The sequence below is a fragment of the Geobacter sp. PheSNFMC genome (assembly GCF_059620965.1).
In genome coordinates this window covers 1-15,369 of sequence record NZ_JCAMRN010000084.1, presented here as the reverse complement: position 1 = coordinate 15,369, position 15,369 = coordinate 1, and the positions used below count along the sequence as shown (strand labels likewise).

Below are 15,369 nucleotides of genomic sequence, written 5' to 3'. Positions count from 1 at the left end.
TCGAGGACGATTCCCTCCGGTGTGCGGTGGCGGGCTAGGAAGGCCCGCACCTCCTGTTGATATGCTGCGGGTTGTCCGGCAAAGCCGGGGAGTTTGGAGCTGATGAAGTCGTCTTCGTCCGTGAAGAGGAAGCCGACCCGGAAGTGAACCGTGTCCCCCACGGTCCAACCGGGGAGGGCGTGCATGGCGCGGATGGCGGCTTCCTGGGCGGGGCGCTCGTCGCCGCTGCCGGCGCCGAAGCGTTCCTTGGCTTCGGTGAAGGAGCCCCCCTCGCCCGGCTCCACCACGACCACGGCGCCGCCGGGGCGCACGAGGCCGGCGGCGGTGGCGAGGCTTTCGTCCATTTGATGGAGGGGAACATGGTGGAAGGAAAGGGTGTAGATGACGATGTCGAAGGAGGCGGGGGGGAAGCTGAGGACACCGTCGGGCATGGGGAGGAAACTGACGTTGGCGGCGGTGACGGCGGCCCGGGCCTGTGCCAGGGCGCGCTCGTCCGGGTCCACGGCCACGACCCGGGCGGCGTGGCGCGCCAGATCGCGGGTGATGCGGCCGGTGCCGCAGCCCACTTCGAGGACCTCTGCGCCCCGCAGGTCACAGTGGCTGGTGATGGTGCGGATGTACTCGCCGGTGGGGTCCTGGATCATGGGAGACCTCCGTTCACACATTTTACAGAAAAATTACGCGGGCGCCGGTGGAGAAGGGGTAAAATTTTCCCTAACGAGCCGTCCCCACCCGACGGGAAACTCATGGATCACGGAGGATCCCATGAACGTTCTCCTCGTCTACCCCCGCTATCCGGATTCCTTCTGGAGCTTCCGCCACGCCCTGAAATTCGTCGGCAAGAAGGCCGCCTTCCCGCCCTTGGGGCTCCTTACCGTTGCCGCTCTCTTCCCCGACACCTGGCAGGCGCGCCTGATCGACCAGAATGTCCGGGAATTGACCGATGCCGATCTTGCCCGTGCTGATCTCGTTTTCGTGAGCGCCATGACCATCCAGCGGGAAGCGGTGCGGGAGATCCTCGGCCGCTGCCGGCAACTGGGGGTCACCACGGTGGCCGGGGGCCCTCTCTTCACTACCGCGCCGGAGGAGTTTCCCGAGGCGGACCACCTGGTGCTCAACGAGGCTGAGCTCACCCTCCCGCGGTTTCTGGACGACCTGGCCATGGACCGCGCCCAGCGTATCTATACTGCCGAGGCACGGGCCGACGTGACCCGGACCCCGCTGCCACGGTGGGATCTCCTGGACATCCGGGATTACGCGGCCATGAACATCCAGTATTCCCGGGGCTGCCCCTTTGACTGCGAGTTCTGCGACATCACCCGGCTCTTCGGCCGCAGGCCGCGCACCAAGGGCCGGGAGCAGTTGACGGCGGAACTGGACGGCCTCCATGCCCGCGGCTGGCAGGGGGGTGTTTTCTTCGTGGACGACAACTTCATCGGCGACCGGGCAAAGCTGAAACGGGAAGTGCTTCCCGCCATGATCGACTGGCAGGAGCAGCGGGGACGGCCCTTCTCTTTCTTCACCGAGTCCTCCATCGACCTGGCCGACGATCCCGAGCTCATGGGGCTCATGGTGCGGGCGGGGTTCACGGAGGTCTTTGTGGGCATCGAGACCCCCCATGACGAGGGGCTTCACGAGAGCGGCAAGGTTCAGAACCGCAACCGCGACCTGCTGGAAAGCGTCAAACGGATCCAGCGGGCGGGACTCCAGGTGCAGGGAGGATTCATCGTCGGCTTTGACAGCGACCCGGAGACGATCTTCGAGCGGCAGATCCGCTTCATCCAGGAGAGCGGCATCGTGACCGCCATGGTCGGAATGCTCACCGCCCTGCGGGGGACCAGGCTTCACCGGCGTCTTGCACAGGAGGGACGGCTGCTGCGGAACGCCTCGGGCAACAATACCGCCATTGCCCTCAACTTCGTCCCCCGGATGCCGGCGGATGCGCTCGTCGGCGGTTACCGGAAAATTCTCGACACCATCTATGCCCCACGGCACTACTACCGCCGGGTCATCACCTTCCTCACGGAGTACCGGACCCCGCCGGGGGGGTTCCAGCCGAATCCGGCCCGACTGCGGGCGTTCCTGGCGTCGGTGGTGTTGCTGGGGGTGATCGGGAGGGAGCGCCTCTACTACTGGAAACTCTTCTTCTGGTCACTGGCGCGGCGGCCACGGCTCTTTCCCCTGGCGATCACCCTGGCCATCTACGGCTTTCACTTCCGAAAGGTGGCGGAGAGCATCGGTGCCACCGGCATGTTCGAGGAACAGGAATGCGTCGAGTGAGTCGACGGGGCGCGGTGCGCCTTACCGCAGCGTCACCACCGTGGCGCCCTCGCCACCTTCGAAGGGCTCGCCGGGACGAAACTCGCGCACCAGGGGGTGACCGTCAAGGTATTCGCGCACAGCCCGCATCAGGGCGCCGGTCCCCTTGCCGTGGACGATCCGCAGCTCGCCGTATCCTTCCAGGGAGGCGTGGTTCAGGAAGGGCTCCAACCGCGCCAGGGCGTCGTCCACTCGCAGGCCGATCAGGTTGATTTCGCGGGGGGTCTCCGCATCCGGCGCCGGTCTTCTGCCCGAGCCGGTGCGGATTTTGGCCTCGGTGGCCTTGCCCCGGCGCGGGGAAACGTCCGTGGCCGCCACTTCCAGTTCCATGGCGCCGGCCCGCACCCGGAGCCGGCCGGTCCGGCGGTCCACGGCGGTGACGGTGCCGTCGTGGCCGATGGCCTTGACGAAGACAGTGTCGCCCTCGCGGACGGCATCCAGGGAAAGGGTCTCCTCGGGATGGAACTCCTGGAGCTTCGCCTCCACCGCGGCCTCGGCCTCGTCGATCTTCTTCCGGGCCTCCCTGCTCTTCTCCCTGCGGGCTTCCTCGATGATGGCGTTCACGTCGCGCCGGGCGGCCCGGACGATCTCCTTTGCCTCCTGGAGGGCCTTCTCGGTTGCCTCGCGCCGCCGGGTCTCGGCCTCGGCCAGCCGCTCGCGGGCGATGCGGGCCTTCTCCTCGGCATCGCGCCGGAGCCGTTCCGCCTCGGCCAGGGCCTCTTCGTGGCGCCGGCGCTGGTCCTTGAGCTCGGCCAGCAGTTCGTGGAATTCAGTCTCCATGCGAGAGAGCATGCCGGTGGCCACGGCCACGACCCGGTCGGGAAGGCCATACCGGCGAGCGATCTCCAGGGCGTGGGACTGGCCCGGCTCGCCCACGGTGAGACGGTAGAGGGGGGTGAGGGTCTGGCGGTCGAACTCCATGGAAGCGTTGACCATGCCGTCCCGTTTGTGGACGAAGCCCACGATGTCGGTCAGGTGGGTGGTGGCGATGACCAGCGCCCCCTTGTCCTGCAGGTCGGCCAGGACGGCGCAGGAGATGGCCGCCCCCTGGACCGGCTCGGTGCCGGTGCCCAGTTCGTCCAGCAGCACCACGGTGCGGCGGTCGGCCCGCTCCAGGATGCCGGCGATGTTGGAGACGTGGGCCGAGAAGGTGGAAAGGCTCTGCTCGATGGACTGCTCGTCGCCGATGTCCACCAGGAGGTCGGAGATCAGGGGGAACGACGAAGTGGAGGCCGCCGGCACCGGAATCCCCGCCAGGGCCATGAGGTGAAGGAGGCCGGTGGTCTTGAGGGAGATGGTTTTGCCTCCCGCGTTGGGCCCGGTGATGACCATGACCTGATTCGCCACATGCGAATCAGGACGTTCAGCGCCCCCCAGCCCCAGGTCCAGCGGCACCACCCGGCCGGCCCCCCGTTCCCGCGCCATGAGCGCCAGGAGCGGGTGGCGCCCCTCCCGGACCCGAATGAAGCGGGCGTCGGTGATCTCGGGGGTCTCGGCGCCGAGGGAATCGGCGAACAAGGCAATGCCGTTCAGCACATCAAGCCGGACCAGAATGCGGAACTGCTCATCCAGGCCGTCGGCTTCCTGGCGGATCATCCGGCAGATGGTCCGGACGATGCGGATCATCTCGGCCTTTTCCTCAGCCACCAGGTTTTCCAGCTCGTTGGCCAGGCCGATGATCTCCAGGGGCTCCATGAAGGCGGTCTCGCCTGAATTGGAGACGTCGTGCACCACGCCGGGGACCATTCCCTTGGAATCCATCCGCACCGGGATCACCCACCGCCCGCCCCGCTGGGTGATGAAATCGTCCTGGAGGAAGGTGGTGACCCCGGTCTCGCGGACGATCTCGGCCAGCCGCCGCCTGATCCGCTCGGTGAGGTGGCGCTTCTTCTGGCGCAGGTCCGAGAGGAGCGGCGAGGCGGAATCGAGGATCTCCCCCTCGGAGTCGATGGATACCTCCAGCTCGTCCAGGAGGTCGGGGAAGCCGGTCAGGGTGCCGGCCAGTTCCCGCAGCAGGGGGATGTCGGTCCGGTAGGCAAACTGCTTGGCAATGGCGGTCATGGTCCGCAGGATCGGGAACAGGACCACCAGCTCCGTGGGGTCCAGCACCGCGCCGTCGGGACGGACCGCCGCCAGCAGCGGCGCGATGTCCTCGAAGGAGCGGAGGGAAAGATCGATCCCCAACTGGCGCAGCCGCCGGATCTCGTCCACCTGGCCGAAGCGCCGGACAATGGCCTCCCGGTCGTCCAGGGGCCGGATCAGGGCGGTTTCGTCCCGCGTGGCGCCGCTGTGGGCGTAGCCCGACACGGCCGAAAGTATTTTATCGAATTCGAGGGTACGGAGGGTTTCGGTTCTGATCATTGCTGATTGTCCTTCTCTGGGTCGTATTTCGTGGTGGCCCGCCGTTTCCGCCGCGCCTTCTGCTTCCGGAGCTTCTCGACCCGGACGTCCCGGGGGCTCTCCCCCTTGTTGAGCCGTTCGATCCGCTCCAGGATCTCGCGCCGGGCCAGAAAGCGGTTCACGGACTGGCTCCGGTCCTTCATGCACTTCACTTCGATGCCGGTGGGGCGATGCCGGATCTGGACGCAGGTGGCGGTCTTGTTCACGTGCTGCCCGCCGGCGCCGGAGGAGCGGACAAAGGTTTCCTCCAGGTCCGCCTCGCTCACCCCCAGTTCGGCCATCTTGTCCCGGAGCCAGCGGTTTTTCTCTTCGCTCACGGCAAAGGTCGGTGGCGCCACGGCTAGGTCCCTTCGGCGCCATCGAGCCGGTAGAGCCGCCGATGGCGCTGCTCCAGATAGAGCCGGGCCAGGAGCGGCCCGGCCACGGCCATGAGGATGAGGACACAGCCCGCCAGTTCGCGGGGGGTGAGCCGCTCACCCAGGATAAAAACGCCGAACAGCATGCTCCAGACCGGGTCGAGGGTGTAGATCAGCCCCGCCCTGGTGGGGGTGGTGAAGCGCTGGTAGGCGTTCTGGAGGGTAAAGCAGATGACTGTGGGAAAGAGGGCGCAGTACGCCAGGGACCAGGCCCCGGCCCGGCCGATGGTGAATTCCGGCCAGGGGAGAACCAGGCAGAGGACGAGCCCCACGGCGGCCACGGTGACGAACTGCACGAAGGTCACCAGATAGACGTCCTCGTCCCGCAGCACCCGGGAAACGGCTATGATGTGGATGGCGATGAACAGGGCGCAGACCGTGGAGAGGAGATCCCCTTGATTGAATCCCTCGGCCCCGCCGCTGGCCAGGGCCCAGAGCCCGACCACGGCCAGGGCGATGCCGCCGAAGGTCACCCGGTCGACCCGCTCGCGCCACAGGGCGAACGTAAGGAGCGGGATAAAGAGGACAAAGAGGTTGTTCAGGTACCCGGCCCGGGAGATGGTGGTGCCCGACACGCCGAGGACGAAGGTGAGGTTCACCGCGGCCAGGGCCAGGCCGACCACTGCTCCGCGCACGGCGATGTGGCGGTTGAGGCGCGCCAGACGCGGCAGGCAGACCCCCCCCATGAGGAGCGCCGCCAGGGCGAACCGGAAGAAGAAAAAGTGGACCGGAGGCACCTCGCGCATCCCGATCTTGTTGAAGAGGAAGCTCCCCCCCCACATGAGAGTGGTGAACAGGAGGATAGCCGTTACCTTTGCGTGCGGCGGTGCCGCGGTCTGAGCCTGGATCATTCTGCTATTAAAGAACGGTGCCGCCGGTCAAGTCAACAGACAGTTTGCGCTTTTCTCGGAGGGGTGATTGCGCATTCGGCCGTAAGTGTTAGACTTGTCTAACCACCCGGACCGTATGAAAAAAATAGGCGGAAGGAAGGGACGAGCGATGATTCCGATAGTCGACTCCCGCATCGGGGCGTATCTGGACGGACTCCTGCCCGAAGCCGACCCGGTGGTGGCCGCCATGGAGCAGATTGCCCGTGAGCGGAATATTCCCATCGTGGACCGGCAGACGGGGCGCCTGCTCTATCTGCTGGCGCGGATCAAGCAGCCACAGTTGGTGGTGGTGCCCGGCGACGGCCTCGGCTGCGCCAGCTGGTGGTTCGCCCGGGCGATCAGCATCAGCAGCAGGGTGGTGATGATCGACCCCGACCGGGACAACGTGGAGCATGCCCGCCGCATGCTCCACGACAACGGACTCATCGACCGGGTTGAGCTGCAGGTCGGGGATCCCCTGGGAATCGCCGCCAGCCAGCGGGACATCGATATCCTGTTCATGGACTGCGACGTCTTCAACGGGGCTGACGTGCTGGAGCGGATGAACCGGTGCCTGGCAAAAAATGCACTTCTCATCGCCGTGAACGCCCTCCGGCGCGGATCGGTGGCCGAAAGCCACGAGGACCCTGAGACCGCTGCCCTGCGGGAGTTCAACCACCATCTGTCCAGGCGGCGGGATTTCTTCACCACCATCGTGCCGGTGGGAAACGGCGTGCTCCTGGGCTACCGCCTCAGTTGAAGGAAAGGGGCGCATCATGCCGATACGGTTGCTGTTCGTTCTGGTCATTGCCTGCACCCTGGCCGGTTGCGCCCGGCAGGTCATCAGTCGGGAGTCCCTCCTTCTGGCTGAACGGAGCCTGTCCTTTGCCGTGGTGCGGGAGAACCCCAACGCATACGTGGGGCGTCACCTCCTGCTGGGAGGGGCGGTGGCCGAAACGGCAAACCGGCCCGATGGAGCAGAACTGGAAGTGGTCCAGTTTTCTCTGGACTCCGACGACCGGCCCCAGGAGAAACGCGGGTCCGAAGGGCGTTTCCTCGCCCGCAGCCGCGAATTTCTCGACCCGCTGATCTTCAGCCGGGGAAGGCTCGTGACTCTGGTGGGAACGGTGACCGGCGTGACGGAACGGCGCCTCGACGGAACCAGCTACCGTTATCCGGTGATTGCTATCAGGGAGATGTACGTCTGGAGACCTGAGGATCCCTATGCCCAGCCGGCGGTGCACTTCGGCATAGGGGTGGGGGTAGGGTTCTAACCGCGGCCTGGACCGCCGGCAGCGCTATTTCACGACAACCTTGTTCTTGCCGGTGTACTTGGCCTGCATGAGACACTCGTCGGCCAGACGGACCAGCTCTTCGATCCCCCCGTCCACGTCGGTGCCGAGAATGCCCTGGGCAACGCCGATGCTGGCGGTGACCGGCACCATGCGGGCGCTTTCCTCCTCAATGCTGCGCCGCAGGTTCTCGGCCACGGTCCGGAGCGACGCCGGTTCCACCGGCGACAGGTAGACCACGAATTCGTCGCCGTCGTAGCGCCCAACCACGTCGGAGCGGCGCAGGTGGGAGGTGATGGTTTCCGCCACCAGCTGCAGGATGCGGTCGCCGGTCTGGTGGCCGTAGTTGTCCCCCACCAGTTTGAAATAATCCAGATCAATGAGCATGATGCCCACGTTGCTTCCGCTGCGCTGGGCCGCGTAGGCGAGTGAGCCCACGGTCTTGAAGAAGCCGGCCCGTGTCATGACCCCCGTGAGGGCGTCGAAGTGGGACTGGGCTGCCAGCTGCCGCGCCTCGTTCCAGAGCCGGAACAGGGCCTCGCCCAGCAGTTCCGTTTCGGCGGTGGCCAGGCCGCAGGAGCCGATGCCGTCGATAAAACGACGCAGGTAGCGGCCGTAGCCGATATCGGGCAGGTCCTCGCCGCTGGCATCCCTGGTCAGGCGACAGAGACTCGCAAAGGCGGGATGGAGGAGGTAGAGCTGCAGGCGGAAGCCGAGCAGACAGGCGGCCTCGCTGGAGGGGGCCTCGGTATAGCGCTCGACCTGCTCGTCGATGCTCTTGCCGATCATTTCCAGTTCTTCCAGAGTCTCGGCCGGCTTGTAGATGATGATCGGCAGGTTCTCGCGCCCGCCCCTCTCCTGCAGGCGCTCATACACGGCACTGTGATGACGGGTTTCGTCGGCAACGGTCTCCCAGAAACGCCGCGCCTCGTCGCTGCCGGCGTGTGCCGCGAACATCTTGAATACCGATGAGGCCTTGCGTTCAAGCTCCAGGCATGCTGCAACGATGTCGTTCAGAATGTCGCCGGACATGCGGCACCTCCTGCCCCCAGGGAAATCGGCGGAACCAGCGTCGGAAAAAGTATACGCTCCTCGCCCGATTATTTCATTAGAATTCTGAGCCGAGGCGATTAAAAAATTCGACGCATATTCGGCAGTTGAACACTACCTGCCGCCGTGGCAACGGTCCCCCCCTGCAGTTTCAGGTTCAGGCATTCCGGTTCAGTGGGCCTCGCTCCAGTTACGCCCCACGTTCACGTCCGCCCGCAGCGGCACCCGGAGGGGGGCAGCATGCTCCATCTCGTGTTGCACGAGCCGCTCCATGGCGGTCCGTTCGCCCTCCGGCACCTCGAAGACCAGTTCGTCGTGGACCTGCATGATCAGGCGACTGGTGAGCCCCTCTCGCCGCATCCGCTCCGTGACCCGCACCATGGCCGCCTTGATGATGTCCGCGGCCGAGCCCTGAATGGGGTAGTTGACGGCGTTGCGCTGGGCAAAGGCCCGGATGTTGCCGTTGCTGCTGGCGATGTCCGGAATGGGGAGCCGCCGCCCCATGAGGGTGGTCACGTAGCCCCTGGCCTCGGCCTCGGCCACGCAGCCGTCCAGGAAGGCCCGGGCGCCAGGATGGCGGGCGAAGTAGTTGTCGATGAACTCCTTGGCCACCTTGGTGGTGATCCCCAGTTGCTTGGCCAGACTGAAGGCCCCCTGTCCGTAGATGACCCCGAAGTTGATGGCCTTGGCCTGGCGCCTCATCTCGGGCGTCACCATCTCCGGGAAGAGGCCGAACACCTCGGCCGCGGTCCGGGTGTGGATGTCCTCGTCCCGGGCAAAGGCGTCGCAGAAGACCCGGTCCTCCGAGAGATGGGCCAGGACCCGCAGCTCGATCTGGGAGTAGTCGGCCGAGAGGATCAGGTGGCCCTCCTCCGCGATGAAGGCGCGCCGGATCTTCCGCCCCTCGTCGGTGCGGACCGGGATGTTCTGCAGGTTGGGCTCCGAGGACGAGAGCCGCCCGGTGTTGGTGACGGTCTGGTTGTAGGAGGTGTGCACCCTCCCGCTGGCCGGGTGCACCAGCCTGGGCAGGGCATCGGTGTAGGTGGACTTGAGCTTGGCGAGCCCCCGGTACCGGAGGATGGCCGCGGCGATCTCGTGCCCGGCCTCGGCCAGCCGTTCCAGCTCCTCCACGTTGGTGGACCAGCCGGTTTTGGTCTTGGTCTTTTTCCCGGCTGGGAGCTTCATTTTCTCGAACAGCACCTCTCCCAGCTGCTTGGGCGAGTTGAGGTTGAACGGCTCGGGCGCGAGCGCCATGACCTGCTCCTCCAGAGCCGTCAACTGGCTGCCGAGCCCGGCGGAGAGTTCCCCCAGCAGCGCCAGGTCCAGCTTGACCCCGGCCGTCTCCATCTCGGCCAGGATCGGTACGAGCGGCATCTCCAGATCGAAGAACAGGCGCTCCATGCCGGCCTCGGCCACCCGGGGCAGGAACAGCCGGTGCAGGAGCCAGGCGGCGTCGGCATCCTCGCAGGAATAGGTGGACGCCTTTTCCACCGGCACCCGGGCAAAGTTCAGCTGGTCCTTTCCCTTCCCGGCCACCTCCTCGTAGGAGATCATCCGGTGGTCCAGGTGCTCCACCGCCAGGGAGTCCAGGCCGTGGCCCGACCGGACCGGGTTGATCAGATAGGAGGCGACCATGGTATCGCACCAGACCCCGGCCATGACGATGCCGTGACGGCGCAGCACCTGGTAGTCGTACTTGAGGTTCTGCCCCACCTTGCGCACCGCGGGGTCGGTGAGGAGCGGCCGCAGCCCCTCCAGCACCAGGGTGCGGTCGAGCTGGGCCGGGGCGCCGTCATAGGCGTGCCCCACCGGGATGTAGCAGGCTTCGTGATCCCGGAACGACAGGGAGATGCCCACGATGTCCGCCTCAAGAGGATTGAGGCTCGTGGTTTCCAGGTCCACCGAAAAGACCCCGGCCCCGGCCAGGTCGGCGAGCAGGGCCCGGAAATCGGCCTCCGCGAAAATGGTGCGGTAGTGCTCGGTGGTCAGGGTGGCCTCGCTGGTCAGCTCCTTCATGAGGGTCGTGAACCCATATTCCTTGAAGAGTTCGGCCAATCGGCGATTGTCGGCGGGGGCCACGGCAAAGGCGTCGAGGTCGAAGTCCAGGGGCACGTCGCGGACAATGGTGGCGAGACGCCGGGAAAGCCGGGCCTGCTCCGCGAACTCGCGCAGGCGCTCGCCGGTCTTTCCCTTAACCTCGCCGGCCCGCTCCAGCAGGGCGTCCAGAGAGCCAAACTCCTGGATCAGCTTGGTAGCGGTCTTTTCGCCGATGCCGGGGACGCCGGGGATGTTGTCGGAGGTGTCGCCCGCCAGGCCCAGTATGTCGATGACCTGCCCGGGGCCGACGCCGAAGCGCTCCACCACCTCGGGGATGCCGGACACCCGGTCCTTCATGGTGTCGAGCAGCCGGATGCGGTCGCTCACGATCTGCATCAGATCCTTGTCGCCGGTGACGACCACGGCCTCCAAACCCTGCTCCTCGCACCGCCGGGCAATGGTGCCGATGATGTCGTCGGCCTCGTAGCCCTCCAACTCCAGAACCGGGATGCTGAAGGCCCGGACCATCTCCTTGATGGGTCCGATCTGGGGAACCAGATCATCGGGCATGGCGGCCCGGTTCGCCTTGTAATCGGGGTAGATCTCGGTGCGGAAGGTGGTGCGCCCCTTGTCGAAGATCACGGCAAGGCGGCCGGGATGGTGATCCTTGATAACCTTGAGGAGCATCTGGGTGAAGCCGTAGAGCGCATTGGTGGGGAAACCCGCGGGCGACGACAGATGCCTGATGGCGAAGTAGGCCCGGTAGATGTACGAGGAGCCGTCGATGAGAAACAGCGTGTCGGTCGCCATCTACGCCTCCTCAGCTTCGCGGGTGAAGATGAGAAACGCCATGGAGGGACGACGGCTCGCCTCGCGCATGGCGAACTGCATCCCGTCGAAGCGCCACCCCTTTGCGGTCCATTCGTTGAGGGCCTCCTCGATGACGTCCTCCGTCACGGTCCCGATCTCCACCACCTTGTATGTGAGCACAGTGCACCTCTTTCGTTTTTTGGGTCGCATGGTAGCCCAGAATCACCCCCGCTTCAAGAACTGATATGGGATCAAAGCCCGGCCAACAGGGCCTTAACTCATTAAAATAACTACAAAACTTTAATCTTGCAGCAATTGCATCTCCCCTGGCCCATGGTATCATTGTGTCAGCATCGGGAGGAGGCCCGATGCCGTAACGCTCCCCCTTAACCGGCTCGCCCCGGGCGGGCCCGTCAGCCACGCGAGGTGCACGGTATGATGATGGAAAAGCAAACGGAAATGATCGAACAATTGGCCGAGGATGCGGAAGTTACTCTCTCCACCGACTACGAGCGCAAAGATCTCAAGGAGCGCCGTTCGGTCGCCAAGAGCAGCCTCTATGACGGCTCTAAAAAGCTTAAACACAGCGTTCCCAAGGGGAAGCGGGTATAGCACACCGCAGCACGCGCGAGCTCAAGTGAATAGGTACACAGAGAGGGGGGAGGCGCCGACAGAGGAGGCCTCCCCCTTGACTTTGAAAAACGGGTGATTATGTTGTGATCAGATCGAACACATCACCACCAAGGAGGTGCGCAGTCATGGCAATCGTCAAGTACAGCCCGTTTCGCGACATGATGAATATGCAGGAGCAGATGAACCGGCTTCTGGATCTGGCCTGGAGCAAGCAGGGCGGGGAAGAGTTGCGGGAAGGGGCCTGGCAGCCCCCCGTGGACATCTTCGAGGATGAAAACGCGGTGATCATCAAGGCCGAGCTGCCCGGCATCGACCAGAAGGACATCGAGGTGCGGATCGAGGACAACACCCTCACCATCCGGGGCGAGCGCAAGCACGAGGAAGAGGTCCGCAAGGAGAACTACCATCGGGTGGAACGCTACTACGGCAGCTTCCAGCGGAGCTTCTCGATCCCCGCCACCATCGACCAGGAGAAGGTCAGGGCCAGCTCCGACAAAGGGGTCCTCACCATCACCCTTCCCAAGCGGGAGGAGGTGAAGCCCAAGCAGATTACGGTTGAAGTGACCTGAGCATGGGGCGGGCGGCACGATCCTCCTGCCGCGCTTCAAGGAATTCGAGCAGATTCCGGGGAGGAAGGGGACGGGCGATGTGATACCCCTGGACCACGTCGCAGCGGAGCGCCGCCAGGAAGGCAAGTTGTTCGGCGGTCTCCACCCCTTCCGCCACGACATCCAGATTCAGCACGTGGGCCAGGGCGACGATCGCCTCGGCAATGGCGGCATTGTCCTGGTCCACGGTCACTTCTTTGACAAAGGTGCGGTCGATCTTGAGCCGGTCGATGGGAAAGTGCTTCAGGTAACTCAGGGATGAGTAGCCGGTACCAAAATCATCGATGGCGAGCGACACCCCCATCTGCTTCAGCTTCCGCAGAATCCCCTTGGCCGTCTCTGAGCGCTCCATGATGACGCTCTCGGTAAGTTCCAGCTCCAGATACCGGGGATCGAGCCCCACTGCCGCCAGCACGGCGGCCACCATGGCGCAGAACCCGTCGTGCCGGAACTGCCGCGCCGACACGTTCACGGACACGCACAATTCGGTGTAGCCCAGCTCGTGGAGGGCCCTGAGCTGTTCGCAGGCCGAGCGCAGGACCCACTCGCCGATCGGCACGATGAGCCCCGTCTCCTCGGCCAGGGGGATGAAACGGGCCGGCGACACCATGCCCAGTTCCGGCGAGTCCCACCGCAACAGTGCCTCCACCCCGACAATCCGGCCTGACCCGATACCGAGCAGCGGCTGGTAGTGCAGGAGAAACTCCCGGCGCTCCAGCGCGCGGCGCAGGCTGGTCTCCAGGGTCAGCCGCTCCATGGCCCGGTGGTTCAACTCGCTCGAGTAGAACTGGTAGCCGTCACCCCCGAACTCCTTGGCCTTGTGCATGGCCATGTCGGCATTTTTGAGCAGGATGTCCGCACTGGAACCGTCCGTCGGATAGATGGCGATGCCGATGCTGGCGGTGCAGAAGATATCATTACCCTGGATGACGATAGGCCGGTTCAGCTCTTCCACTATCTTGCGGACGACCGCCACCACGTCCTCTTCGTGCCCCACCCCCGGCAGAATCACCACGAACTCGTCGCTCCCCAGCCGCGCCACGGTGTCGCTCTCCCGGATACTCGAAGCGATCCGTCCGGCCACGGTGGAGAGCAGAACGTCGCCGCAGGCATGCCCCAGCGAGTCATTCACCCCTTTGAACCGGTCCACATCCAGGTGCAGGACGCCGAAACCTCCCCCCTCCCGCCGCGCCTGGGACAGCAGCTGGCTGACGCGGTCCCTGAGCAGGGTCCGGTTCGGCAGTCCCGTGAGCGCATCGAAATAGGCCAGTTGCTGGATAGCCTCCTCGGCCCGCTTGCGTTCGGTGATATCGAGGATCGTGCCGACGATGCCGCCGATGGAACCGTCGGTATTCCCGAAGACCGTCTTGCTGAAGATGATGTCACGGATGCTGCCGTCAGTGTGGATCATGGTGCTGTCGTAGCTTTCCACCCCGCCGTTAGCGAGCAGCTTGCGGTCCACGGCATCGCAGATGCGCGCCCGGCCCTCCGCGCCGATGTCGAAGACCGTCTTGCCGATAATCTCCTCGCGCGTGCGCCCGATGAACGATTCCAGGGCGGCATTGCAGCCGATATAACGCCGGTCGGCGTCCTTGTAGAAGATGGGATGGGGGATGGAGTCGATGAGGACCTGGAGGAAGTGGAGCTGCTCGCGCCGGGCCTGCTCGGCCTTGGTCCGCTCCAGCTCGGCCGAGGCGCGGGCCGCGAAGATCCGGAGCATCGTTTCCGCCAGCTCGCTGTCGCCCAGCGGCCGGCGGCTCAAGACGGCCAGCGGCCCCAGAACGTTGCCCGCCGCATCGGTCAGGGCGATCCCCGCGTACCCCTCGACCCCCATGGCCATGGCCAGATGGTCCAGGGGGAACAGCGTGCAGACCCCTTCAGGAGTGCAATAGTAGGCATCCAGAACCACCCGCTCGCAGGGAGTGCCCACCAGGTCGAATTCAAGGGGCTCCGCCTCCTGCCCGTCGGCACGGAAGGCAACGGTCTTCACCCGCATGGCCTCCCGGTCGGTATATTCGGCGATGAAGGCGTATTCCACATCCAGTGCCCTGGTGAGATGCTCCAGCAGGGAGTGGAAAAACTGGTCCCCCACGGCGACCGATACGCCGAGAACCATTTCGTGGAGGGTTTCCTTCAGATTGTGATTCTTGCGCAAGGGCATGACGGACTCGATGCTGCCAAGGGAATATGCTTTCTTATCGGCAGATCGGTCCGCGACTTGAGGTGGAAAACAAAGATCACCCGGCGTCGGTATTCATGGAACCGGTTCGGTATCCCTCCAGGTCAACGGCCACATGGGCAAAGCCGGCCTCCCTGAAGAACGCCGCAATGCGGAGACGCAGGGAGGGGTCGAACAGCCGCGGGATTTCCTCCGGCGCCGTCTCGATCCGGGCGGTGTCGCCATGAAACCTCACCCGGTAGACGCGGAAGCCGTTCTCCCTGAGGAACTCCTCGCAGGCACCCACCATCCGGAGCCGCTCGGGCGTGATCTCCGTTCCGTAAGGGAAACGGCTCGACAGGCAGGCAAAGGCCTGCTTGTCCCAGGTGGGAAGACCCAGTTCGCGTGACAGTTCCCGGATATCAGCCTTGGTGAGCCCCGCCTCCACCAGGGGACTGCGGACCCCCAGTTCGCCGGCCGCGGCCCGGCCGGGGCGATAATCGTCCAGGTCGTCGCAATTGCTGCCGTCGGCCACCCAGGCGAGCCCCAGTTCCGCCGCCGTGCGACCGCAGAGACCGAAGAGCTCCTTCTTGCAGTGATAGCAGCGATTGCGGGGGTTGAAGGCGAACCCGGGAATTTCAAGTTCATTGGACTCCACCACCACCTGCCTGGCCCCCATTGACCGGGCAAGCCCGACAGCCTCCCGGAACTCCGATTCCGGATAGGTGGGCGACGTGGCGGTGAACGCAACGGCCTTGTCGCCCAGCAGGTCGTGGG

The 15,369-nt window shown here is 65.1% G+C and carries 14 protein-coding genes; 5 read left to right on the top strand and 9 right to left on the bottom strand.

The features are described from left to right. A partial coding sequence (locus AC6CDK_RS15880; protein ID WP_496639910.1) for a class I SAM-dependent methyltransferase occupies positions 1-644 on the bottom strand: 644 nt, incomplete at its 3' end. A gap of 121 nt (positions 645-765) precedes the next feature. Here AC6CDK_RS15880 and AC6CDK_RS15875 point away from each other — a divergent pair. Then, positions 766-2,280, top strand: a complete 1,515-nt coding sequence (locus AC6CDK_RS15875; protein ID WP_192905940.1) for a B12-binding domain-containing radical SAM protein — start codon at positions 766-768, stop codon at positions 2,278-2,280. A 21-nt stretch (positions 2,281-2,301) separates the two neighbouring features. Here the strand turns inward: AC6CDK_RS15875 and AC6CDK_RS15870 are convergent, their stop codons facing one another. Genes AC6CDK_RS15870 through AC6CDK_RS15860 form a run of 3 tightly spaced genes read right to left on the bottom strand, consistent with a single transcriptional unit; the run spans position 2,302 to position 5,986 of the window. Beyond that, the gene (locus AC6CDK_RS15870; protein WP_192905939.1) at positions 2,302-4,680 is read right to left on the bottom strand and encodes an endonuclease MutS2; all 2,379 of its coding nucleotides are present in this window, start codon (positions 4,678-4,680) and stop codon (positions 2,302-2,304) included. Next, entirely contained in the window at positions 4,677-5,057 is a 381-nt protein-coding gene (locus AC6CDK_RS15865; RefSeq protein WP_010941214.1) for a peptide chain release factor family protein, read from the bottom strand. The genes AC6CDK_RS15870 and AC6CDK_RS15865 overlap by 4 nt, the downstream gene beginning before the upstream one ends. Positions 5,058-5,059: 2 nt before the next feature. Next, positions 5,060-5,986, bottom strand: a complete 927-nt coding sequence (locus AC6CDK_RS15860; RefSeq protein ID WP_010941213.1) for a DMT family transporter — start codon at positions 5,984-5,986, stop codon at positions 5,060-5,062. A gap of 148 nt (positions 5,987-6,134) precedes the next feature. Between AC6CDK_RS15860 and AC6CDK_RS15855 the strand changes: the two genes are divergently transcribed. Together AC6CDK_RS15855 and AC6CDK_RS15850 are read left to right on the top strand one after the other, a co-directional pair. Then, positions 6,135-6,764, top strand: coding sequence for an O-methyltransferase (locus tag AC6CDK_RS15855; RefSeq protein WP_192905938.1), 630 nt, complete (start codon positions 6,135-6,137; stop codon positions 6,762-6,764). A 16-nt stretch (positions 6,765-6,780) separates the two neighbouring features. Beyond that, positions 6,781-7,278 (top strand): Slp family lipoprotein, encoded by a 498-nt coding sequence (locus AC6CDK_RS15850; RefSeq protein ID WP_192905937.1) that lies wholly within the window; start codon positions 6,781-6,783, stop codon positions 7,276-7,278. Positions 7,279-7,302: 24 nt separating this feature from the next. Here the strand turns inward: AC6CDK_RS15850 and AC6CDK_RS15845 are convergent, their stop codons facing one another. From AC6CDK_RS15845 to AC6CDK_RS15835, 3 genes are all read right to left on the bottom strand, one after another. Continuing rightward, positions 7,303-8,328: a GGDEF domain-containing protein gene (locus AC6CDK_RS15845; protein ID WP_010941210.1), complete on the bottom strand. Its 1,026-nt coding sequence runs from the start codon at positions 8,326-8,328 to the stop codon at positions 7,303-7,305. 189 nt (positions 8,329-8,517) lie between these two features. After that, positions 8,518-11,193 carry a DNA polymerase I gene (polA, locus tag AC6CDK_RS15840; protein ID WP_192905936.1) on the bottom strand — a complete coding sequence of 892 codons (2,676 nt, stop codon included), beginning with the start codon at positions 11,191-11,193 and terminating at the stop codon, positions 8,518-8,520. Continuing rightward, positions 11,194-11,373 (bottom strand): DUF4177 domain-containing protein, encoded by a 180-nt coding sequence (locus AC6CDK_RS15835; protein WP_010941208.1) that lies wholly within the window; start codon positions 11,371-11,373, stop codon positions 11,194-11,196. A 258-nt stretch (positions 11,374-11,631) separates the two neighbouring features. Between AC6CDK_RS15835 and AC6CDK_RS15830 the strand changes: the two genes are divergently transcribed. Both AC6CDK_RS15830 and AC6CDK_RS15825 read left to right on the top strand, forming a co-directional pair. After that, complete coding sequence (locus tag AC6CDK_RS15830) at positions 11,632-11,805, top strand: hypothetical protein (protein ID WP_041914042.1); 174 nt, start codon at positions 11,632-11,634, stop codon at positions 11,803-11,805. Between the two features lie 146 nt (positions 11,806-11,951). Continuing rightward, complete coding sequence (locus AC6CDK_RS15825) at positions 11,952-12,395, top strand: Hsp20/alpha crystallin family protein (protein WP_010941206.1); 444 nt, start codon at positions 11,952-11,954, stop codon at positions 12,393-12,395. On the opposite strand, the gene AC6CDK_RS15820 is transcribed toward AC6CDK_RS15825, so the two are convergent. Beyond that, the gene (locus tag AC6CDK_RS15820; protein ID WP_010941205.1) at positions 12,376-14,595 is read right to left on the bottom strand and encodes a putative bifunctional diguanylate cyclase/phosphodiesterase; all 2,220 of its coding nucleotides are present in this window, start codon (positions 14,593-14,595) and stop codon (positions 12,376-12,378) included. The two genes, AC6CDK_RS15825 and AC6CDK_RS15820, sit on opposite strands and share 20 nt — an antisense overlap. A gap of 76 nt (positions 14,596-14,671) precedes the next feature. Beyond that, positions 14,672-15,369, bottom strand: a 698-nt coding sequence (gene larE / locus AC6CDK_RS15815) for an ATP-dependent sacrificial sulfur transferase LarE (RefSeq protein ID WP_496639909.1), incomplete at its 5' end; no start/stop codon positions are given.

Excerpts from the sequence above, each read along its gene's own strand:
- AC6CDK_RS15830 (WP_041914042.1), top strand. The coding sequence starts at position 11,632 with ATGATGGAAAAGCAAACGGAAATGATCGAACAATTGGCCGAGGATGCG.
- AC6CDK_RS15850 (WP_192905937.1), top strand. The coding sequence starts at position 6,781 with ATGCCGATACGGTTGCTGTTCGTTCTGGTCATTGCCTGCACCCTGGCC.
- AC6CDK_RS15845 (WP_010941210.1), bottom strand. The coding sequence starts at position 8,328 with ATGTCCGGCGACATTCTGAACGACATCGTTGCAGCATGCCTGGAGCTT.
- AC6CDK_RS15855 (WP_192905938.1), top strand. The coding sequence starts at position 6,135 with ATGATTCCGATAGTCGACTCCCGCATCGGGGCGTATCTGGACGGACTC.
- AC6CDK_RS15860 (WP_010941213.1), bottom strand. The coding sequence starts at position 5,986 with ATGATCCAGGCTCAGACCGCGGCACCGCCGCACGCAAAGGTAACGGCT.
- polA (WP_192905936.1), bottom strand. The coding sequence starts at position 11,193 with ATGGCGACCGACACGCTGTTTCTCATCGACGGCTCCTCGTACATCTAC.
- AC6CDK_RS15825 (WP_010941206.1), top strand. The coding sequence starts at position 11,952 with ATGGCAATCGTCAAGTACAGCCCGTTTCGCGACATGATGAATATGCAG.
- AC6CDK_RS15870 (WP_192905939.1), bottom strand. The coding sequence starts at position 4,680 with ATGATCAGAACCGAAACCCTCCGTACCCTCGAATTCGATAAAATACTT.
- AC6CDK_RS15875 (WP_192905940.1), top strand. The coding sequence starts at position 766 with ATGAACGTTCTCCTCGTCTACCCCCGCTATCCGGATTCCTTCTGGAGC.
- AC6CDK_RS15820 (WP_010941205.1), bottom strand. The coding sequence starts at position 14,595 with ATGCCCTTGCGCAAGAATCACAATCTGAAGGAAACCCTCCACGAAATG.